This window comes from Ancylobacter sp. GW821-FHT10E12, assembly GCF_058809335.1.
On sequence record NZ_JBXASN010000002.1, the window covers coordinates 99,454 to 117,571 of the forward strand.

At 70.5% G+C, this 18,118-nt stretch carries 20 protein-coding genes and 1 other RNA gene; 15 read left to right on the forward strand and 6 right to left on the reverse strand.

Annotated elements, in window-relative coordinates; genetic code table 11:
• Window positions 1-14: 14 nt before the first annotated feature.
• A complete protein-coding gene (locus tag AC1RU4_RS02840; protein ID WP_492889499.1) occupies window positions 15-1,040 on the reverse strand; it encodes a hypothetical protein in 1,026 nt (341 codons plus the stop codon).
• Between the two features lie 206 nt (window positions 1,041-1,246).
• Between AC1RU4_RS02840 and AC1RU4_RS02845 the strand changes: the two genes are divergently transcribed.
• From AC1RU4_RS02845 to AC1RU4_RS02860, 4 genes are all read left to right on the forward strand, one after another.
• Window positions 1,247-2,035: an inositol monophosphatase family protein gene (locus tag AC1RU4_RS02845; protein ID WP_492889500.1), complete on the forward strand. Its 789-nt coding sequence runs from the start codon at window positions 1,247-1,249 to the stop codon at window positions 2,033-2,035.
• A 122-nt stretch (window positions 2,036-2,157) separates the two neighbouring features.
• Window positions 2,158-3,243 carry a flagellar motor protein MotA gene (locus AC1RU4_RS02850; protein WP_492889501.1) on the forward strand — a complete coding sequence of 362 codons (1,086 nt, stop codon included), beginning with the start codon at window positions 2,158-2,160 and terminating at the stop codon, window positions 3,241-3,243.
• Window positions 3,244-3,257: 14 nt separating this feature from the next.
• Window positions 3,258-4,295 (forward strand): peptidoglycan -binding protein, encoded by a 1,038-nt coding sequence (locus AC1RU4_RS02855; RefSeq protein WP_492889502.1) that lies wholly within the window; start codon window positions 3,258-3,260, stop codon window positions 4,293-4,295.
• A 15-nt stretch (window positions 4,296-4,310) separates the two neighbouring features.
• On the forward strand, window positions 4,311-4,787 hold the full coding sequence (locus tag AC1RU4_RS02860) for a GNAT family N-acetyltransferase (RefSeq protein WP_492889503.1): 477 nt from the start codon (window positions 4,311-4,313) through the stop codon (window positions 4,785-4,787).
• 153 nt (window positions 4,788-4,940) lie between these two features.
• Here AC1RU4_RS02860 and AC1RU4_RS02865 read toward each other — a convergent pair whose 3' ends face one another.
• Window positions 4,941-6,818 (reverse strand): ABC transporter transmembrane domain-containing protein, encoded by a 1,878-nt coding sequence (locus tag AC1RU4_RS02865; protein WP_492889504.1) that lies wholly within the window; start codon window positions 6,816-6,818, stop codon window positions 4,941-4,943.
• Between the two features lie 109 nt (window positions 6,819-6,927).
• Between AC1RU4_RS02865 and rpmE the strand changes: the two genes are divergently transcribed.
• Entirely contained in the window at window positions 6,928-7,152 is a 225-nt protein-coding gene (gene rpmE / locus AC1RU4_RS02870) for a 50S ribosomal protein L31 (protein WP_492889505.1), read from the forward strand.
• A gap of 136 nt (window positions 7,153-7,288) precedes the next feature.
• Here rpmE and AC1RU4_RS02875 read toward each other — a convergent pair whose 3' ends face one another.
• Both AC1RU4_RS02875 and AC1RU4_RS02880 read right to left on the reverse strand, forming a co-directional pair.
• On the reverse strand, window positions 7,289-7,876 hold the full coding sequence (locus AC1RU4_RS02875) for a DUF1465 family protein (RefSeq protein ID WP_492889506.1): 588 nt from the start codon (window positions 7,874-7,876) through the stop codon (window positions 7,289-7,291).
• 321 nt (window positions 7,877-8,197) lie between these two features.
• Window positions 8,198-8,398 (reverse strand): DUF1192 domain-containing protein, encoded by a 201-nt coding sequence (locus AC1RU4_RS02880; RefSeq protein ID WP_492889507.1) that lies wholly within the window; start codon window positions 8,396-8,398, stop codon window positions 8,198-8,200.
• Window positions 8,399-8,573: 175 nt separating this feature from the next.
• On the opposite strand from AC1RU4_RS02880, the gene AC1RU4_RS02885 reads away from it, so the two are divergent.
• The 5 genes from AC1RU4_RS02885 (at window position 8,574) to AC1RU4_RS02905 (ending at window position 12,370) form a co-directional block, all read left to right on the forward strand.
• Window positions 8,574-9,554: an NAD(P)H-quinone oxidoreductase gene (locus AC1RU4_RS02885; RefSeq protein ID WP_492889763.1), complete on the forward strand. Its 981-nt coding sequence runs from the start codon at window positions 8,574-8,576 to the stop codon at window positions 9,552-9,554.
• A gap of 303 nt (window positions 9,555-9,857) precedes the next feature.
• A non-coding RNA gene (gene ssrS / locus AC1RU4_RS02890) (6S RNA) lies at window positions 9,858-10,013 on the forward strand.
• A 10-nt stretch (window positions 10,014-10,023) separates the two neighbouring features.
• A complete protein-coding gene (locus AC1RU4_RS02895) occupies window positions 10,024-10,641 on the forward strand; it encodes a 5-formyltetrahydrofolate cyclo-ligase (RefSeq protein ID WP_492889508.1) in 618 nt (205 codons plus the stop codon).
• Window positions 10,642-10,643: 2 nt separating this feature from the next.
• The gene (locus AC1RU4_RS02900) at window positions 10,644-11,459 is read left to right on the forward strand and encodes a TIGR00282 family metallophosphoesterase (protein ID WP_492889509.1); all 816 of its coding nucleotides are present in this window, start codon (window positions 10,644-10,646) and stop codon (window positions 11,457-11,459) included.
• Between the two features lie 164 nt (window positions 11,460-11,623).
• A complete protein-coding gene (locus AC1RU4_RS02905; RefSeq protein ID WP_492889510.1) occupies window positions 11,624-12,370 on the forward strand; it encodes a YebC/PmpR family DNA-binding transcriptional regulator in 747 nt (248 codons plus the stop codon).
• A gap of 128 nt (window positions 12,371-12,498) precedes the next feature.
• Here the strand turns inward: AC1RU4_RS02905 and AC1RU4_RS02910 are convergent, their stop codons facing one another.
• Window positions 12,499-13,260, reverse strand: coding sequence for a sulfite exporter TauE/SafE family protein (locus tag AC1RU4_RS02910; protein ID WP_492889511.1), 762 nt, complete (start codon window positions 13,258-13,260; stop codon window positions 12,499-12,501).
• 258 nt (window positions 13,261-13,518) lie between these two features.
• On the opposite strand from AC1RU4_RS02910, the gene AC1RU4_RS02915 reads away from it, so the two are divergent.
• Complete coding sequence (locus tag AC1RU4_RS02915; RefSeq protein WP_492889512.1) at window positions 13,519-14,493, forward strand: DMT family transporter; 975 nt, start codon at window positions 13,519-13,521, stop codon at window positions 14,491-14,493.
• A gap of 117 nt (window positions 14,494-14,610) precedes the next feature.
• On the opposite strand, the gene AC1RU4_RS02920 is transcribed toward AC1RU4_RS02915, so the two are convergent.
• The gene (locus tag AC1RU4_RS02920; protein ID WP_492889513.1) at window positions 14,611-14,964 is read right to left on the reverse strand and encodes a COG4315 family predicted lipoprotein; all 354 of its coding nucleotides are present in this window, start codon (window positions 14,962-14,964) and stop codon (window positions 14,611-14,613) included.
• Window positions 14,965-15,130: 166 nt separating this feature from the next.
• On the opposite strand from AC1RU4_RS02920, the gene ruvC reads away from it, so the two are divergent.
• The 4 genes from ruvC (at window position 15,131) to AC1RU4_RS02940 (ending at window position 18,058) form a co-directional block, all read left to right on the forward strand.
• Entirely contained in the window at window positions 15,131-15,646 is a 516-nt protein-coding gene (gene ruvC, locus AC1RU4_RS02925) for a crossover junction endodeoxyribonuclease RuvC (RefSeq protein WP_492889514.1), read from the forward strand.
• Window positions 15,643-16,260, forward strand: coding sequence for a Holliday junction branch migration protein RuvA (ruvA, locus tag AC1RU4_RS02930; protein WP_492889515.1), 618 nt, complete (start codon window positions 15,643-15,645; stop codon window positions 16,258-16,260). The genes ruvC and ruvA overlap by 4 nt, the downstream gene beginning before the upstream one ends.
• 88 nt (window positions 16,261-16,348) lie before the next feature.
• Window positions 16,349-17,383, forward strand: a complete 1,035-nt coding sequence (gene ruvB / locus AC1RU4_RS02935; RefSeq protein ID WP_492889516.1) for a Holliday junction branch migration DNA helicase RuvB — start codon at window positions 16,349-16,351, stop codon at window positions 17,381-17,383.
• A 42-nt stretch (window positions 17,384-17,425) separates the two neighbouring features.
• Window positions 17,426-18,058, forward strand: a complete 633-nt coding sequence (locus AC1RU4_RS02940; protein WP_492889517.1) for a TetR/AcrR family transcriptional regulator — start codon at window positions 17,426-17,428, stop codon at window positions 18,056-18,058.
• Window positions 18,059-18,118 lie beyond the last annotated feature (60 nt).

Genomic DNA, 18,118 nt, shown 5'->3' on the forward strand with positions numbered 1-18,118 from the left:
GCCGCCCCACGGCGTCAGCCGAGCAGGTTGCCCTTGCGGGCGAGATAGTCCTTCACCGCGATATCCTGCATGCGCGCGCCGACTGCGTACCATTCCAGCTTTTCGGTTTCCCGCGTCGCCCAGAGCGCCAGCAGGTCCTTGACGTCCTCGGCGATGCCGATCACCTCGCCCAGCACCGGCACATAGTGAAGCGGCTTGATGTAGAGGCTGGTGGTCTCGAACACCTTTTCGGCGCGTCGTCCCGCTTCGGCCCGTTCATAGGTCTTGGCCATGGCGCCGATGAGCTCGCGCTGCGCCTCCTCGTCGGTGCGGCGCAGCAGCGGGCGGATGCGGGCGGCATAGAAGGCGACCTGCGGGTCGCGGCGCACCGCCGCCAGCGCCGACGCGTCGGGCGGCGCGAAATTGAGCAGCCCGGCGGCGAAGGCATCGGCGTCGACCATGCGGCCGGACAGCGCGGGAAAGTCGAACGGCGTCGGACATCGCCGCTCCGCCAGCCAGTCGGCGATCTCGCCGATGAGCCGGACATCGTCCTCGGCCAGCACCAGCAGCGCCTCGGCGGCGGGCGCCGCCCGCAGGTGAAGGAACAGCCGGCACAGGTAATGTTCGGCGAGGGCGCGGCGCAGCACGTCGGCGCGAGCGGTCAGCTCCGCACGGTCCTCCGGCTCGTAGTCGCGCAGCGAGAAGCCGCCGATGCGGGCTCGCTGCTCGGGGGAAAGCGCCCCGGCATCGAGGAGGAGGTTGGCGAAGGCCCGGCTGTCCTCATCCCATTCGCGGCCGCCATAGTTCTTCGCGCCACCGAGGTGCACGCCGAGCGCGTCGCCGGAGAGCTCGTCCGATCCCGGCGCCCAGTCGACGGAGGGGACCTGCGTCTCCTCCGCGAGCGCGACGAAGGTCGCGGCGCGGCCGAAGCAGGCGGTCGGCACCCGCCGGTTCAGGCCCATGTAATAGCCATGGGTGGTGCGGTTGCGGGAAGGATCGCGCAGCTCGTCGACCGCGCGCACCAGCGCCGATTCAAGTGAACCGCCCAGCACGATGCGCATGGCAGGCCCCCGCTATCCTGATCTCCCGCCTCCGCCTGGCCGGTCGCGGCGGGGAGGCTCGGCACGGTAATGCCGCCGCCATGCCGCTGCAATTGGCGCCCCGCACTTGACGATCCGGCGCGCGACGGGCACAGGACGCCACGACTCCCATTCTCCCGTGAGGGCCCCCGCGCCCGCCGCGCCCTGTCTTCAGCCGGAAGCCCTCGATGATCCGTTCTCCCCTCATGACCGTCATGGTCGCCGCGGTCCGCAAGGCCGGCCGCTCCCTCGTGCGCGATTTCGGCGAGGTGGAGAACCTGCAGGTCTCCCTCAAGGGGCCGGCGGACTTCGTCTCCAATGCCGACCGCAAGGCCGAGCGCATCCTGCACGAGGAGCTCTCCAAGGCCCGTCCGGGCTTCGGCTTCATCATGGAGGAGAGCGGCGAGCGCGAGGGCACCGACGAGAGCCATCGCTGGATCGTCGACCCGCTCGACGGCACCACCAATTTCCTGCACGGCATCCCGCTGTTCTGCGTCTCGCTCGGGCTGACGCGCGACGGCGTGCCGATCGCCGGCGTCATCTACAACCCGGTCACCGACGAGCTGTTCATCGCCGAGAAGGGCGCCGGCGCCTTCATGAACGACCGGCGCATCCGCGTCGCCGCCCGCCGCTCGCTGGCCGAGAGCGTCATCTGCTGCGGGATCCCGCATATGGGGCGCGGCGACCTCGCCGGCTTCGGGCGCGAACTTGCCGCGCTGGCCCCGCGCGTCGCCGGGCTGCGCCGCACCGGCACCGCGGCGCTCGACCTCGCCTGGACGGCGGCCGGCCGCTTCGACGGGTTCTGGGAGCGCAAGCTGTCGCCCTGGGACATGGCGGCGGGCATCATCCTGGTGCGCGAGGCCGGCGGCTACGTCTCCGACCTCGACGACGGCGACAAGATGCTGGCCAAGGGCGACATCATCGCCGGCAACGAGGCGATCCGCCGCGATCTTTTGGCAATCCTGCGCAAGGCCTGACGAATCCGCGACGATTCGGTGCCGGCGGCGTTTCATTTCGGGCGCGCTGTGGCATAGTCCGGCCTTGATTTCGGCGGCATCCTGAGAGCCGTGCCGCCGCGTGCAGGAGACGGCCACCGGCAATGGACGCGAACGACCCCTTTCACAAGCTGTCTTCGCCCCGCATCTTCCTGGTGCGGATGTTCGTGTTCCTGCTGCTCTGCGGGGCGCTGACGGCGGTGCTGCACGAGCATATCTGGCGCGCCTTCCTCAACAATCCCGGCCTCAACGGCGTCATTTTCGGCGTGCTCGGCATCGGCATCGTCTTCGCGTTCCGCCAGGTGATCCGGCTGCTGCCGGAAGTCGACTGGGTCAACAGCTTCCGCCTCGTCGATCCGGGGCTGGAGGTGCGGCGCAACCCGGTGCTGCTGGCGCCGATGGCGGCGCTGCTCGGCGACCGCGTCGGGCGGATGTCGATGTCGCAGGCGACCATGCGCGGCATCATGGAATCGATCGGCACCCGCCTCGACGAGGGCCGCGACCTGCTGCGCTACCTCACCGGCCTGCTGGTCTTCCTCGGCCTGCTCGGCACCTTCTGGGGCCTGCTGGAAACCGTGAGCTCGATCGGCCAGGTCATCGGCTCGCTCGATGTCGGGCCGAATTCCGGCTCGGTGTTCGACACCATGAAGACCGGCCTCGCCGCCCCGCTGGCCGGCATGGGCATCTCGTTCTCGTCCTCGCTGTTCGGCCTCGCCGGCTCGCTGGTGCTCGGCTTCCTCGACCTGCAGGCCGGGCAGGCGCAGAACCGCTTCTATACCGACCTCGAGGACTGGCTCGCCACCACGGTGGAGGATCTCGGCATCGACAAGGCGAAGCCGGTGCCGGTTCCCGCGCCGCTGCCGCTGGCCTCGCAGATCGCCGCCGCGCAGCTGGCCGCGACCCAGCTCGCCAACCCGCTGCCGCCGCCTTCCGCCTTCCTGCCGCCGGCCGACCTCATCCAGCTCACCGAGGCGATCGCCAAGCTCGACCGCACCATGACGGAAGCCGGCTCGCAGCGCGTCACCACCGCCATGGCGCATCTGGCCGAGAGCCTGCAGGGCCTCGTCCAGCACATGCGCGGCGAGCAGCAGATGGTGCGCGACTGGGTGGAGGCGCAGGCCGAGCAGCAGAAGGACATCAAGAAGCTGCTCGAACGCATCGCCCGCGAGAGCGATCGCGAACGGGCGTGAGAGGCTGACGTCACATGGCGCTGGGACGCTCCCGCGGTCGCGAACGCACCGTCGATTACTGGCCCGGCTTCGTCGACGCGCTGTCGACGCTGCTGCTGGTCTTCGTGTTCCTGCTCTCGGTCTTCGTGCTGGCGCAGTTCTTCCTCACCCAGGAGATCACCGGCAAGGACGACGCGATGGCGCGCCTGCAGGCGCAGATCCGCGCGCTCACCGACCAGCTGTCGCTGGAGCGGGCCGGCCAGGACGAAGCCTCGTCGGAGATCGGCAGCCTGCGCGCCAGCCTCGCCGAGCTGCAGAGGGAGCGCTCCGACCTGCTCGACGCCGCCGAGGCGGCCGCCTCGGCGCCGGCCGACCTTTCCGCCGCCCAGGGCCAGAATGCCGAGCTCGGCCGCCAGATCGCCCGCCAGCAGGATGCCGCCGCCGACGCCGCCCAGCAGATCGCGCTGCTCAACCAGCAGATCGCCGCCTTGCGCAAGCAGGTGGGGGCGATGGAAGAGGCGCTGAACATTGCCGAGAAGAAGGACCAGGAGAGCCAGGCGCGGCTCGGCGACCTCGGCAAGCGGCTCAATCTGGCCCTCGCCCAGCGGGTGCAGGAACTCACCCGCTACCGCTCGGAATTCTTCGGCCGGCTGAACGCCATCCTCGGCAACCGGCCGGGCATCCGCGTGGTCGGCGACCGCTTCGTGTTCCAGTCGGAAGTGTTCTTCGACGCCTCCTCGGCGCAGCTGCGCCCGGAATCGGCGGCGGCGCTCGACCAGATCGCCGCGGCGCTGCTCCAGCTGGAGAAGGAAATCCCCGCCGACCTCGCCTGGGTGCTGCGGGTCGACGGCCACACCGACGACCGGCCGATCCAGACCCCGCAATTCCCGTCCAACTGGGAGCTTTCCGCCGCCCGCTCCATCGCGGTGGTGCAGTATCTCGCCGGCAAGGGCGTCTCGCCCACCCATCTGGTCGCCGCCGGCTTCGGCGAATACCAGCCGCTCGACACTTCCGGCACCGACGAGGCCCGCGGCCGCAACCGACGCATCGAGCTGAAGCTCACCGAGCGATGAGATGCGAGTAGCGAGATGACCGATACCGGCCCGTGCGTGCTGCGCGCTTTCGGCTGGGAGCAGATGCCGGCCATGGCCGACTTGTGGGTCGAGAGCTGGCAGGAGGCGATGCCGGAGATCGATTTCGAGGCCCGGCGCGGCTGGCTGTGCCACCGCATCGGCACGCTGGTCGAGGGCGGGGTGCGGATCGAGACCGCGGTGGATGCCGGGGGAAGGCTGCTCGGCTTCGTCACCGTCGATCCCGGCAGCGGCTATGTCGACCAGCTCGTCGTGCATCCCGACCATTGGGGGCGCGGCATCGCCCGGCTTCTGGTGGAGGCCGCCGCCGGCCGCGCGCCGGCCGGGCTGGCGATCGACGTCAACGAGGAGAACGAGCGGGCGGTGCGCTTCTACGCGGCGGCGGGCTTCGTCGTCGTCGCCCATGGCAGCAACCCGACCTCCGGCCGGCCGACGCTGAGGATGGAGCGGCGGGCGGACGCCGATTTCGGCTGACATTCGCGAAGCGGGGCGTGGGTCGGAGGGCGCGCTCGTCCCGCCGAAACGCTGCATCCCCGTCGTTTCACCCCCGACGCATCATCGTCATGGATCTAGGTCAGGCCCGTCCTGACCGGCCCGAGGGCGGAACCCGGCCGTCCGCACGCTCTCTCAGATCGGCGAGGCTTCCGCCTTCTCCTCGCGCCCAACGGGGGCGTGCTCGCCGAATTGCAGCGCCGCCAGCCGCGCATAGAGCCCGCCCTTGGCCACCAGCTCGGCGTGGCGGCCTTCCTCGACGATGCGCCCGCGCTCCATGACGAGGATGCGGTCCGCCGACAGCACGGTGGCGAGCCGGTGGGCGATGACCAGCGTGGTGCGCCCCTGCATGGAGTGGTCGAGCGCCTTCTGCACCAGCGTCTCGCTCTCGGCGTCGAGCGCCGAGGTGGCCTCGTCGAGCAGCAGCACCGGCGCCTTGCGCAATATGGCGCGGGCGATGGCGAGGCGCTGGCGCTGGCCGCCGGACAGCGTCACCCCGCGCTCGCCGACCGGCGTGTCCCAGCCCTCCGGCAGGCGCTCGATGAATTCGTCGGCGCTCGCGAGGCGGCCGGCCTCCTCCACCTCGGCGTCGCTGGCATCGGGCCGGCCGAGGCGGATATTGTCGCGGATCGAGGCGGCGAAGATGGCGACGTCCTGCGGCACCAGCGCCAGGCGCGCGCGAACCGCGCGCGGGTCGGCCTGCGCGATGTCGACGCCGTCGACGGTGATCCGGCCGGAGACGGGATCGTAGAAGCGCAGCAGCAGCTGGAACAGCGTGCTCTTGCCGCCGCCGGAGGGACCGACGATGGCGACCCGCTCGCCGGGCCGCACCGTGAAGCTCACCCCGGCCAGCGCCGGCGTGCCCGGCCGGGTCGGATAGGCGAAGCCGACATTCTCGAAGCTCACCGCGCCGACCGGCGGCTGCGGCAGCGCCAGCGGCGCGGCGGGGGGCGCCACCGCCGGCTTCTCGTCGAGCAGCTCGGCGATGCGCTCGGTGGCGCCGGCGGCCTGCGAGACCTCGCCCCATACCTCGCCGAGCTGGCCGAGCCCGCTGGCCGCCAGCACCGCGTAGAGCACGAACTGGCCGAGCGTGCCGGCGCTCATCGAGCCGGCCAGCACCGCATTGGCGCCGGCCCAGAGGATGCCGACAATGCTGGCGAACACCAGGAAGATGCCGACCCCGGTCAGCAGCCCGCGGGCGCGGATGGCGTCGCGGGCGGCGCCGAAGGCGTGCTCGACCTCGCCGTCGAACCGGCCCCTGGCCGCGTCCTCGGCGGTGTTGGCCTGCAGCGTGCGCATGGCGCCGACCGCCTCGGCGGCATAGGCGGAGGCGTTGGCGAGCGTGTCCTGCGCCTCGCGCGAGCGCTTGCGCACCCCGCGCCCGGAGCCGAGCAGCACCACGACGATGATCGGGATGGCGACCAGCAGGATGGCGGAGAGCCACGGGCTGGTGATCACCATCATCGCCGCCGCGCCGATGAACAGCACGATGTTGCGCAGCGCGATCGAGGCGGAGGAGCCGACGGCGGACTTGATCTGGGTGGTGTCGGCGGTCAGCCGCGAGACGATCTCGCCGGCCCGCGCATGGTCGTAGAAGGCGCCGTCGAGCCTGAGCAGATGCGCGAACACCGCCGCGCGCAGGTCGGCGACGATGCGTTCGCCGAGCGTCATCACCAGGTAGTAGCGCACCGCCGAGGCGCCGGCGAGCACCGCGACCACGCCGATCATCACCAGGAAATAGCGGTCGATGAAGCCGGCATGGTCGGCATCGAAGCCGAAATCGATCATCCGGCGCACCGCGACCGGCACCACCAGCGTCGCCAGCGACGCGACGACGAGGGCGGCGAGCGCGGCGCCCGCCCGGCCCTTGTAGCGCTTGACATGCGGCCACAGCGCCCGCAGCGGCGAGAGGTCGGTGCGGCCACTGCGGCGCGGGGCGGCGGCCCCCGTTGTCGTCGCGCTGGTCTTCTCGGCGCTTGCGGGGACGGCGCTCGTTTGATCGGCTTGTGTCACGCTCAGGTCTCGGTTATAGACCCGCACGGATTTCCGGCAGGATCGTTTTGAAGATCGCCGCGTGGCTCCCTTACCAGGGAGCGGCCCCGCGGCGGCGAGGATGCAACCCATGAAGAGCAACATCCATCCCGACTACCACTTCGTCAAAGTGGTGATGACGGACGGCACCGAGTACACGACCCGGACGACCTGGGGCAAGGAGGGCGACACCCTTCAGCTCGACATCGATCCGACCTCCCACCCGGCCTGGACCGGCGGCTCGCAGCAGCTGCTCGACCGCGGCGGCCGCGTGTCGAAGTTCCAGAAGAAGTTCGCCGGCTTCCTCAAGGCCTGATCGGCCGAGGGGCCGCGTCTCTTCGCGAGCCTGTATAGAGGAAACCCCCGTGCCCGGCGCGGGGGTTTTCGTTTGCCTGCATGCCTTTGCGCAAGCGGCTGGCGCAAGCGGCCGACGGGGCGGCGCCCGGCGCCCGTCAGGGCCGTTCGAACGCGGAACGCAGCCGGCCGATCTGGCCGGCCACCGCATTGGCGGGCCGCTCGGGCACGGCGCGGGCGCGCAGCGCCGCGTCGAGCTGCCGCACCTGCCGCTGCAGCTCGACGCTGCGCCCGATCAGCGCCCGCAGCGGCGTCGGCAGGAACGCATCCGGCTCGATCGGGGCATCGTCGCCGAGATCGACCTTGGCCGCCTCGCGCCGGGCATCCTCCAGGCTCATGTCGCCTTCGGTGACGGCGCGCTGCAGCAGCAGCCAGGAGGTGAGGTTCATCAGCCGCGTCGACAGCCGCCGGCTCTCCTCGGCATAGCGCGCCTGCGCCCGCCGTCCCAGCGCCGCCGCCTCCGCGCGGCCGGCGCCGTCGAGATAGTCGGCGGTCTCGTCGATCAGCGCGATGCCCTGCGCGAACAGCGCCGCGAAGGCGGGGGAGGCAACGCGGCGCTCGGCGAGATTGACCGGCATTTCGGCGGCGGAGGGGCGGCCGGAAGCGGGCGCCGCGCCCTCGGACGACGAGCCGGGGGGCGAGGAGCCGTCGGGCGTCCGCGACTCGTCCTGCGTCCGCTTCGCCATGTTCGTCACTCCGCGCCGGCCGCAGCCTTCATGCCGCGCCTGATTCGCCTGCCCCAGAACCGATCATGTCGCGCGGGCCGGGTTCCGTGTCCAGTCGTCGCGGCGCGGCGGCGGCGCAATCCCCGCAACCCACCGGTGCGGACAAAAAAGAGCCGCCTCCGGGGCGGCTCGCAAGTCTAAAGACAGGGAGGCGTCAAACAGAGTGGCAGGCGCCACTCGCGTCCAGGGGCTGGTGTCAGGCTGGACCTGTCCCCGATAATGGTTTGGAAAGCTTAACGTCGCGTTAAGAAAAAGCTTAACGCAACGTTAAGAACCTGCCTGTCAGCGCTTGAAGAAGGCGTCGGCCGCCTCCCGCGACGAGCGCTTGCCGGCCAGCGCCGCGCGCAGCCGCTCGATCTCCGCGCCGAGCAGGTCGATGCGCTCCTCGATCTCGGCTTCCGACAGGGCGGAAAGCTCCATGCCGATCTCATGGCTCGCCACCCGTCGCAGCGGGCGGGCGCCGAAGGGGTCGTCCTCGATCATGATGCGGGTCTCCTCTCACGCGCCGGCATGGGCTGGTCCTGCTGTATCTATTGCGCGCGGTCCTCGGTTGCCAGTGCGGGCGGCATGACTTAACCAGTCGGCTCGTCCCGAAAGCCCGCCGAACCGCGAGGACCGTCCCGTGACCGACCTGCCCGCCAGCGCTCTCCCGGCAACCATGACCGCCATCGGCCTGCCGACGCCGGGAGGCCCCGAGGCCCTCGTCCCCGAGCAGCGCCCGGTGCCGGTGCCGGGTGCCGGCCAGATCCTGGTCAAGGTGGCGGCCGCCGGCGTCAACCGGCCGGACGTGATGCAGCGCAAGGGCCTCTATCCGCCGCCGCCCGGCGCGCCGGACATTCCGGGCCTGGAGATCGCCGGCGAAGTCGTCGCCCTGGGCGAGGGCGCCACGCGCTGGAAGCTCAGCGACAAGGTGTGCGCGCTGGTCTCCGGCGGCGGCTATGCGCAATATTGCCTCGCCGAGGAGGCCGCCGCGCTGCCGGTGCCGGCCGGCCTGTCGATGCGCGAGGCCGCGGCGCTGCCCGAGACCTTCTTCACCGTCTGGACCAACGTCTTCGACCTTGCCGGGCTGAAGGCGGGCGAGAGCTTCCTCGTGCATGGCGGCACCTCGGGCATCGGCACCACGGCGATCCAGCTCGCCAAGGCCTATGGCGCCACCGTCTTCGCCACCGCCGGCAGCGCCGCCAAGTGCCAGGTCTGCCGCGACCTCGGCGCCGACTATGCCATCGACTACAAGACCGAGGACTTCGTCGCGGTCATCAAGGAGAAGACCGGCGGCCGCGGCGTCAACGTCATCCTCGACATGGTCGGCGGCTCCTATATCGCCCGCAATTACGAGGCGGCGGCCCCGCTCGGGCGCATCGTGCAGATCGCCTTCATGGAAGGCTCCAGGGTGCAGATCGACTATATGCGGCTGATGCTGAAGCGATTGTCGCATATGGGCTCGACGCTGCGCTCGCGGCCGAATGCCGAGAAGGCCGCCATCGCCGCCTCGCTGCGCGAGAAGGTGTGGCCGCTGATCGAGGCGGGCAAGGTGAAGCCGGTGCTCGACCAGAGCTTCCCGCTGGAACAGGCCTCCGCCGCCCATGCGCGGATGGAGACCAGCCTGCATGTCGGCAAGATCATGCTCGACGTGGGGTGAGGGGCGAGCCGGCATCCGGCCGCCATGCGGCTTCGCCGGCGGGCTCACGCTGGGGGGGCTCATGCCGGCGCTCTCCGCCGCCAGGGCCGGGCCTGGCCCGGCCCTCCACGCGATCGGCCCCGGCGCATGGGCGAAACGGGGATGCCCGGTCCGGGCAGGGCGCTCATCGGGGATGGCGCTTGCCGGGCAGAGCACTCGCCGGGCAGGGCGCTCGCCGATAATTGCGCCGCGGCCATCGGCCGCTCACAGGATATAAGTCCGCTGCCTCTGGCAATCCGTCCCGCGGCATCTTAGATTTGTCATGCGGGGCTGCGAGGTTCGTCAGGAGAACATAATCCCCGGGGCCTTATCGATCTCAAAGGGAGCTGTCCCTGACCGGACCCGTGGGTCCGGATACACGGCACCCACCTACGTTGTAGGTTCCCGGGATCGATTTCCAACGGCCATCGCGGCTCCGCGCTCACTCATCATGATGATTGCATCCCCGACCCACGACGCGACCGGCCCCGACAAGCGCAGCCTGCGCGCGGCGGCGCTCGCCCGCCGGGCCGATCTCGACCCGTCGGCCCGCGCCGTCGCCGCCGAGCGCGCCGCCGCCAATGCGCTGGCCTGGCTCGGGGCGGTCAAGGGCGAGGTGGTGGCGCTGTTCGCGCCCATCGGCACCGAGATCGACACCGCCCCGCTCGCGAGCGCCCTGCGCGCCGCCGGCGCCTCGCTGGTGCTGCCGGTGGTGGAGAGCGCCGAGCGGCCGCTGCTGTTCCGGCTGTGGCAGGAGGCAGTGCCGCTCATCGTCGCGCCCGGTCCCTGCCGTCTCATCATTCCGGTGCCGCCGGAAGGCGCGCCGGAAATGGTGCCGGACGTGCTGATCGTGCCGCTCGCCGCCTTCGATGCGCGCGGCCACCGGCTCGGCTATGGCGGCGGCTATTACGACCGCACCCTGTCGGTGCTGCGGCGGGTGAAGCGGGTGGAGGCGCTGGGCTACGCCTTCGCCGTGCAGGAACTTCCCTCCGTCCCCGCCGAACCGCATGATGAACGGCTCGACGCCGTCGTCACCGATGCCGGCATCATCTGCCCGTCGGAGGACTAGATTTGCGCATACTCTTCCTCGGCGACGTGGTCGGCCGCGTCGGCCGCCAGATCGTGCTCGACGAGCTTCCCCGCCTGCGGACGCTGTGGTCGCTCGACTGCGTGGTGGTGAACGGCGAGAACGCCGCCGGCGGCTTCGGCATCACCGAGGCGATCTACGAGGAATTCCTCGCCGCCGGCGCCGATGCCGTCACGCTGGGCAACCACGCCTTCGACCAGCGCGAGGCGCTCGTCTTCATCGAGCGCGCCCCGCGCCTGGTGCGTCCGGCCAACTATCCCGCCGGCACGCCGGGACGCGGCGCCGTGCTGGTGGAGACGGCGGGCGGCGACCGCGTGCTGGTGGTCAACGTCATGGGCCGCGCCTTCATGGACCCGATGGACGACCCGTTCGTCGCCATCGACCGCGAGCTGGAAGCCGCCCCGCTTGGCCTCGTCTGCGACGCGGCGATCGTCGATTTCCACGCCGAGACCACCAGCGAGAAGCAGGCCTTCGGCCATTGGTGCGACGGGCGGGCCAGCCTGGTCATCGGCACCCATACCCATGTGCCGACCGCCGATCACCGCATCCTGGCGGGCGGCACCGCCTATATGACCGATGTCGGCATGTGCGGCGCCTATGACGGCGTCATCGGCATGGACAAGGAGGAGCCGCTGCGCCGCTTCACCCGCAAGATCGGTTCCTCGCGCTTCGAGCCGGCGACCGGGCCGGGCACGCTGTCGGGCCTCGCGGTGGAGACCGACGGCGCCGGCCGGGCGGTGAAGGTCGCCCCTGTGCGCATCGGCGGGCTGCTGGAGCCGGTGGCGCCGTCCTTCTGGTAGCCGGCATTCCGCCCTGCGCGAAGGCGGCGGGCTTCACGCGCAGGCGTTCCGCTTTACGCATGGCCGGCCTTGCGCCTATAAGCCACGCGGCATTTTCGTGAAGTCGAGATCGCGCGGCGAAGGGACCGGCAAGGGCCCCGGCCGCCAGACGTGGAGAGGCGGCCATGGCCGGGCATTCGCAATTCAAGAACATCATGCACCGCAAGGGCAAGCAGGACGCGGTGCGCTCCAAGCTGTTCTCCAAGCTGGCGCGCGAAATCACCGTCTCCGCCAAGCTCGGCATGCCCGACCCGAACATGAACCCGCGCCTGCGCGCCGCCATCCTCGCGGCCCGCGCGGAAAACATGCCGAAGGACAATATCGACCGCGCCATCAAGAAGGCGGTGGGCGGCGATGCCGAGAACTATGACGAGATCCGCTACGAGGGCTACGGCCCCGGCGGCGTCGCCGTCATCGTCGAGGCGCTGACCGACAACCGCAACCGCACCGCCTCGGAAGTGCGCTCCTATTTCACCAAGTCGGGCGGCGCGCTGGCCGAGACCGGCGCGGTGTCCTTCATGTTCGACCGCGTCGGCACGGTGGAGTTCGACGCCGTCAAGGCCTCGGCCGACGACATGCTGGAAGCCGCCATCGATGCCGGCGCCGACGACGTCGCCTCCTCGGAGGACGGCCACGAGGTGACCTGCTCGATCGAGAACCTGCACGAGGTCGCCCGCGCGCTGGAAGCCCGCTTCGGCGAGCCGCGCAAGTCGGGCCTGGTGTGGAAGCCGCAGAACACCGTCGCGGTCGACGACGAGGTGGCCGAAAAGCTGCTGCGCCTCGTCGACAGTCTCCAGGACAATGACGACGTGCAGAACGTCTACGCGAATTTCGAGATTTCCGACGCGCTGATGGCCAAGATGAGCGCCTGAGCGTTCGTCTCGATGCGAGAACGGCTGGACGGTCCCCTTGCCCTCTCCCCGGCGGGGAGAGGGAGTGCGTCGCTCCAGCGCCGCCTGAGCGCGCGTCTTCGACGGGAGCGCGCGGGACGCTCCCGGCCTCACGGCCGCAATATCGGGTCCAGCAGCGGCACGCTCGCCAGCGCCGACAGCGCGATCACCCAATAGGCGATCAGCCGGAAATGCCGGTCGGTGGCGTGCCTGAACCCGCGCGCGCCGATGACGAGGCCGAGCGCATAGGTCGGTCCGAGGATCAGCGCGAGGCGCCCGGTCTCGTAATTGATCATGCCGCGGCTGACATAGGCGGTGCCGGACGCCACCGTCACCAGCGCGAAGAAGGCGAACAGGTTGGCCCGCACCAGCGCCGCGTTCTGGCCGGTGCCGAGCCAGTAGACCACCACCGGCGGGCCGGAGAGCTGCGCCGCGCCGCCGAGCATGCCGGCCAGCGCGCCGATGCCGAGCCGGGCGGCGAGCGAATGCGGCGCCTTCACCCCCTGGCCGAACATCAGGAGCAGCAGCAGCGCCACGGCGAGCATCGCGACCGCCCAGCGGAACGTCGCCGCGTCGACATGTTCGAGCAGCCCGACGCCGAGCGGCACCGCCAGCACCGCGCCGATGGCGAGCGGCGCCACCTGCCGCCACAGGCAGGCGCGCATCGCCCGCGCCACCATCGGCAGCGTCAGCACGGTGTCGATGATCAGCAGCGTCGGCGCCGCCACCCGCGGCCCGAAGGCGGCACCGATCAGCGGCACGAAGATCAGCGCGCCGCCGAAGCCGGAAAAGCCGCGCGTGGCGCCGGCGATGAAGGCGGTGGCGATCGCCCAGAGCAGAGCTGCGTCGAGGGAGGCGACGTCGAAGGACATGGAGGGCGCCACCGCACGGAACCGGACAGCATGAAACGGAAAACGGCGCTCGCGGCGCTGTCGTCGCATTGCTAGACCCGCGCCCGGGGCCGGTCAATCGTCGAAATTTGTCGTTTCGGCGGTTCCATCGCATTTGGTGAAGCAAGTCATCGGCAAAACTGATTTGTCGCATGGCCCGCCACCCCTCACATTGGGCCCGACACAAGCGGGGCGCCGCAGGCGCGCGTCGGAACGCCGCCGCCGGGATATTCCATGAGCATGACCGAACCCCGCACCGAAACGGGTGCCGCCGGCGTGGCCGCGGCCAGTCCGGCCAGCGAGGCGACCGCCGCCCGCGCGGCTGCCGAGCGCTACGACCGTCTGGTCGGCGCCGGGCTGGCCCTGTTCGCGGTCGCCATCTGGGGCGGCTGGATCGTCTCGACCCGCCATGCGGTGGCCGGCCATCTCACGCCCTCGGCGGTGGGCTGGCTGCGCTTCGTGGTGCCGGCCATCGTGCTGGCGCCCTATTGGTGGAAGATCGGGCTGTGGCCGCGCGGCCGGGCGGTGCCGTTCCTGTTCTGCTTCCTGGGCTCGGGCGGCATCTTCTTCCTGGTGGTGGCCAATGCCATGCGCTTCGTGCCGGCCGCCGATGTCGGGCCGATGCTGCCGGGCACCATGCCGCTCATCGTGGCGGTGGTGTCGGTGCTGGCGTTCCGCGAGCGGCTCGGCTGGCTGCGTGCCGCCGGCTTCGCCTGCATCGCCCTGGGGGTGATCACCCTCGGCGGGCGCGGCCTCTTCAATTCGGTGGACGGCGCCTGGCGCGGTCATCTGCTGCTGCTCACCGGCGCCGCGCTGTGGGCGGGCTACACGCTCGCCTTTCCGCGCACCCGGATGAACGCCCGCGAGATCGTCGGCCTCATCGGGCTGTGGTCCTGCGTGCTGCTGACGCCCACCGGCGTGCCGGGGGTGGTCGCGGCGCTGCGCGAGGGCCATGGCGCCGAGGTGCTGCAGCTCATTCTGGTGCAGGGCGTCGGCTCGGGTGTGGTGGCGCTGGTCGCCTTCGGCATGGCGATCGAGAAGCTCGGCTCCTCGCGCGCCGCCGCCTTTACCGGGCTGGTGCCGGCGCTGGCCGCCGGCCTCGCCATCCCGCTGCTCGGCGAGCACCCGGATGGGGCGGCGCTGATCGGCGTGGTCGCCACCGGCATCGGGGTGACGCTGGCCAGCGGCGCGCTGACGCCGCGCCGCCGGGCCTGATCTCCCGCCCCGCCGGCCGCCGGGCCGGGCCCGGTGCGGTCATGCCCGCATCCGGGCAGGCAGCCTTACAGGGGGCAGTCTTGCACGGGCGCCTTGCAGGGCTCGCCCGCTCGTCGGCTAGTCCTTGACGATGTGCCAGACGCCGCCGCGGCCGTCGCCCATCTTGTCGCCGGCCTTCTTGTCGCCGACGAAGAAATAGACCGGCTTGCCGTCATAGGCCCATTGCATGGCGCCGTCCTTGCGCGCCACCAGCGTCCAGCCGTCGCGGGGGGCCTCGCCGGTCTTGCCGAGCACCGGCGGCCAGTTCTTGGCGCAGCTGTCGTAGCAGCTCGGCATGCCGCCGGCATCGGAATCGAAGATATAGACCGTCATGCCGTTGGGGGCGGTGAGCAGGCCGGCCGCCGTGGCGGGCGCGGCCAGCAGCAAGCCGCCGGCGAGAAGGCCGGCAGTGCGGATGAGATATTTTTTCATGGCGTTTCTCCGGGGTACGTTCCGCCCCCTGGGAGCCCGTTCGGCCGTTCGAGCTCGTCCGGGCTCTTAATCCCGCCTTCACCATGTTCTCCGCCTGTGGCGAAGTCGCGGCGGACCGCGCGGCTGCGCACTGGCCGTTCGTCCTTTGTTCGTCTACTCCAGAGACATGGCCACCCGCCCGATTCGCATTCTCGGCCTCGACCCCGGCCTCCGCCGCACCGGCTGGGGGGTGATCGAGGCTGCCGGCACCCGTCTCGTCTTCGTCGCCTGCGGCACGGTGCTGCCGCCGGAGGAGGGCACGCTCGCCTCGCGCCTCGCCGCGCTGCATACCGAGCTCGCCGCGGTCATCCGCGCCTTCGCGCCCGACGAGGCGGCGGTGGAGGAGACCTTCGTCAACGTGAACCCCGCCTCGACGCTGAAGCTCGGCCAGGCGCGCGGCGTGGTGCTGCTCACCCCGGCGCTGGCGGGGGTGCCGGTGGCGGAATATGCGGCGCTGCTGGTGAAGAAGACCGTGGTCGGCGCCGGCCGGGCGGACAAGGCGCAGATCCGCATGATGATGAAGGTGCTGCTGCCGCAGGCCGATTTCGACACCGACGACGCCGCGGACGCGCTTGCCGTGGCGGTCACCCACGCCCAGCATAGGGGCATGGCGGCGCTGCGGGCGCAGATGGGCGTGACATGATCGGGAAGCTGAAGGGGCTGGTCGATACCTATGGCGAGGACCATGTCATCCTCGACGTGCAGGGGGTCGGCTATCTCGTGCATTGCTCGGGCCGCACGCTGCAGGCGCTGCCCTCGCCCGGCGAGGCGGCGAGCCTGTTCATCGAGACCTTCGTGCGCGAGGACATGATCCGGCTCTACGGCTTCGTCTCGCAGGCGGAGAAGGCGTGGTTCCTGCTGTTGCAGAACGTGCAGGGCGTCGGCGCCAAGGTGGCGCTCAACGTGCTCTCGGTGCTCTCGCCCTCCGAGCTCGCCAATGCGGTGGCGCTCGGCGACAGGGCGATGGTGTCGCGGGCCAACGGCGTCGGGCCGAAGGTCGCCGCCCGCATCGTCGCCGAGCTGAAGGACAAGGCCCCCGGTTTCGCCGATGTCGACCCGGCGGTCGCCGCGCTCGCCGGGCAGGTGGAGTCGCGCAGCGCCCCGGCGCCGGTGGCGGACGCCGTCTCGGCACTGGTCAATCTCGGCTATGCGCCGATCCAGGCCAGCGCGGCGGTGGCCGCGGCGGTGCGCGAGGCGGGGGAGGGGGCCGATACCGCCCGGCTGATCCGGTTCGGTCTGAAGGAACTGGCCCGATGAGCACGGATTTTCGGTCTCACTGGACAGTTTGCACGGGTTTTCGGGCTGATCGTACACCTCACTGCACTCACTGGACACGGGGTGGACGATGAGCACGAAGCGCCTGATCGCCCCCGACAAGCGCGAGGAAGACGCCGCGGAAGCCTCGCTGCGCCCGCAGATGCTGGCCGAATTCGTCGGCCAGGAGCAGGCCCGCGCCAATCTCGACATCTTCATCCGGGCAGCGAAAACCCGCGGCGAGGCGCTCGACCACGTGCTGTTCGTCGGCCCGCCCGGATTGGGAAAAACCACGCTGGCGCAAATAGTTGCGCGGGAGCTGGGGGTCGGTTTCCGCTCGACCTCCGGGCCCGTCATCGCCAAGGCCGGCGACCTCGCCGCGCTGCTCACCAATCTGGAGGAGCGCGACGTCCTGTTCATCGACGAGATTCACCGGCTCAACCCGGCGGTGGAGGAAATCCTCTACCCGGCGATGGAAGATTACGAGCTCGACCTGATCATCGGTGAAGGTCCTGCCGCCCGTTCGGTGAAGATTTCGCTGTCGAAATTCACGCTGGTCGGCGCCACAACCCGCTCGGGTCTGCTGACGACACCTTTGCGCGATCGCTTCGGCATCCCGATCCGGCTGAATTTCTACACGGTCGATGAGCTTGAGCTGGTGGTTACACGCGGCGCGCGGGTGCTCGGCATCCCGATCTCCAGGGACGGCGCCCGCGAGATTGCCCGCCGCGCCCGCGGCACGCCGCGCATTGCCGGCCGGCTGCTGCGACGGGTGCGGGACTTCGCGCTGGTGGCCGGCAAGGAGATCATCGACCGCGCGAGCGCCGACCATGCGCTCGGGCATCTCGAGGTCGACGCGCTCGGGCTCGACCAGATGGATCGACGCTATCTCACTGTGATCGCACTGAATTATGGCGGCGGCCCGGTCGGCGTCGAGACCATTGCGGCGGCGCTGTCCGAGCCGCGCGACGCCATCGAGGAGATCATCGAGCCCTATCTGGTGCAGCAGGGCTTCCTCCAGCGCACCCCGCGCGGGCGAGTGCTGACGGCGCATGCCTTCAAGCATCTGGGCCTCGCCGTGCCGACCAGCGCCAACCCGCTGCCGCTGTTCGACGAAGGCGAATGAGCCTGTCGACGCCGCCCCGCCGCTGATGTAAGTCATCTTCACATGAACTGGTCCCGCAACGGCGAAACGCGTTCCTATCACCACGGCAACCTACGGGAAGCCCTGGTGCAGGCGACGCTCGACCTCATCGCCGAGAAGGGCATTGCCGGCGTCACCTTCGCCGAGGCGGCGCGGCGCGCCGGGGTCAGCGCGGCGGCGCCCTACCGCCATTTCCGCGACCGCGACGAGCTCGTCGCCGCGGTGGCGACCGGCGGCTTCGACCGTTTCGCCGAGGAGCTTGCCGCCGCCTGGCAGAACGGCAAGCCGTCGCCGGCGGCGGCGTATGAACGCATGGGCCGGGCCTATCTCGACTTTGCGCGGCGGCATCCCGCCGATTACATCGCCATGTTCGAATCCGGCGTGCCGCTGGAGGCGCATGAGGGCCTGCAGCAGGCCGGCAACCGTGCTTTCGGCGTGTTGCGCGAGGCGGCGGAAGTATTGGTCTCTCACATGCCGGCGGCCGTGCGCCCGCCGGCTTTGATGGTGGCGCTGCACACCTGGTCGCTGGCGCATGGCGTGGCCTCGCTGTTCGGTCGTGCCGACGGGGCCCGCCGCAAGCTGCCGATGACCCCCGACGAGCTGCTGGAAGCGGCTTTTCTGGTCTATCTGAAGGGTCTCGGCGCCCCCGTCATCTGATTTTGCACGCGATCGCATTGACAGGAGCCGTCAGTGCTCCTACCTATGTAAATGTATTTA

Bases quoted from the DNA above. Each gene is read 5' to 3' on its own strand.
- AC1RU4_RS02840 (WP_492889499.1), bottom strand. From the start codon at position 1,040: ATGCGCATCGTGCTGGGCGGTTCACTTGAATCGGCGCTGGTGCGCGCG.
- AC1RU4_RS02845 (WP_492889500.1), top strand. From the start codon at position 1,247: ATGATCCGTTCTCCCCTCATGACCGTCATGGTCGCCGCGGTCCGCAAG.
- AC1RU4_RS02850 (WP_492889501.1), top strand. From the start codon at position 2,158: ATGGACGCGAACGACCCCTTTCACAAGCTGTCTTCGCCCCGCATCTTC.
- AC1RU4_RS02855 (WP_492889502.1), top strand. From the start codon at position 3,258: ATGGCGCTGGGACGCTCCCGCGGTCGCGAACGCACCGTCGATTACTGG.
- AC1RU4_RS02860 (WP_492889503.1), top strand. From the start codon at position 4,311: ATGACCGATACCGGCCCGTGCGTGCTGCGCGCTTTCGGCTGGGAGCAG.
- rpmE (WP_492889505.1), top strand. From the start codon at position 6,928: ATGAAGAGCAACATCCATCCCGACTACCACTTCGTCAAAGTGGTGATG.
- AC1RU4_RS02875 (WP_492889506.1), bottom strand. From the start codon at position 7,876: ATGGCGAAGCGGACGCAGGACGAGTCGCGGACGCCCGACGGCTCCTCG.
- AC1RU4_RS02880 (WP_492889507.1), bottom strand. From the start codon at position 8,398: ATGATCGAGGACGACCCCTTCGGCGCCCGCCCGCTGCGACGGGTGGCG.
- AC1RU4_RS02885 (WP_492889763.1), top strand. From the start codon at position 8,574: ATGACCGCCATCGGCCTGCCGACGCCGGGAGGCCCCGAGGCCCTCGTC.
- AC1RU4_RS02895 (WP_492889508.1), top strand. From the start codon at position 10,024: ATGATGATTGCATCCCCGACCCACGACGCGACCGGCCCCGACAAGCGC.
- AC1RU4_RS02905 (WP_492889510.1), top strand. From the start codon at position 11,624: ATGGCCGGGCATTCGCAATTCAAGAACATCATGCACCGCAAGGGCAAG.
- AC1RU4_RS02910 (WP_492889511.1), bottom strand. From the start codon at position 13,260: ATGTCCTTCGACGTCGCCTCCCTCGACGCAGCTCTGCTCTGGGCGATC.
- AC1RU4_RS02915 (WP_492889512.1), top strand. From the start codon at position 13,519: ATGACCGAACCCCGCACCGAAACGGGTGCCGCCGGCGTGGCCGCGGCC.
- AC1RU4_RS02920 (WP_492889513.1), bottom strand. From the start codon at position 14,964: ATGAAAAAATATCTCATCCGCACTGCCGGCCTTCTCGCCGGCGGCTTG.
- ruvC (WP_492889514.1), top strand. From the start codon at position 15,131: ATGGCCACCCGCCCGATTCGCATTCTCGGCCTCGACCCCGGCCTCCGC.
- ruvA (WP_492889515.1), top strand. From the start codon at position 15,643: ATGATCGGGAAGCTGAAGGGGCTGGTCGATACCTATGGCGAGGACCAT.
- ruvB (WP_492889516.1), top strand. From the start codon at position 16,349: ATGAGCACGAAGCGCCTGATCGCCCCCGACAAGCGCGAGGAAGACGCC.
- AC1RU4_RS02940 (WP_492889517.1), top strand. From the start codon at position 17,426: ATGAACTGGTCCCGCAACGGCGAAACGCGTTCCTATCACCACGGCAAC.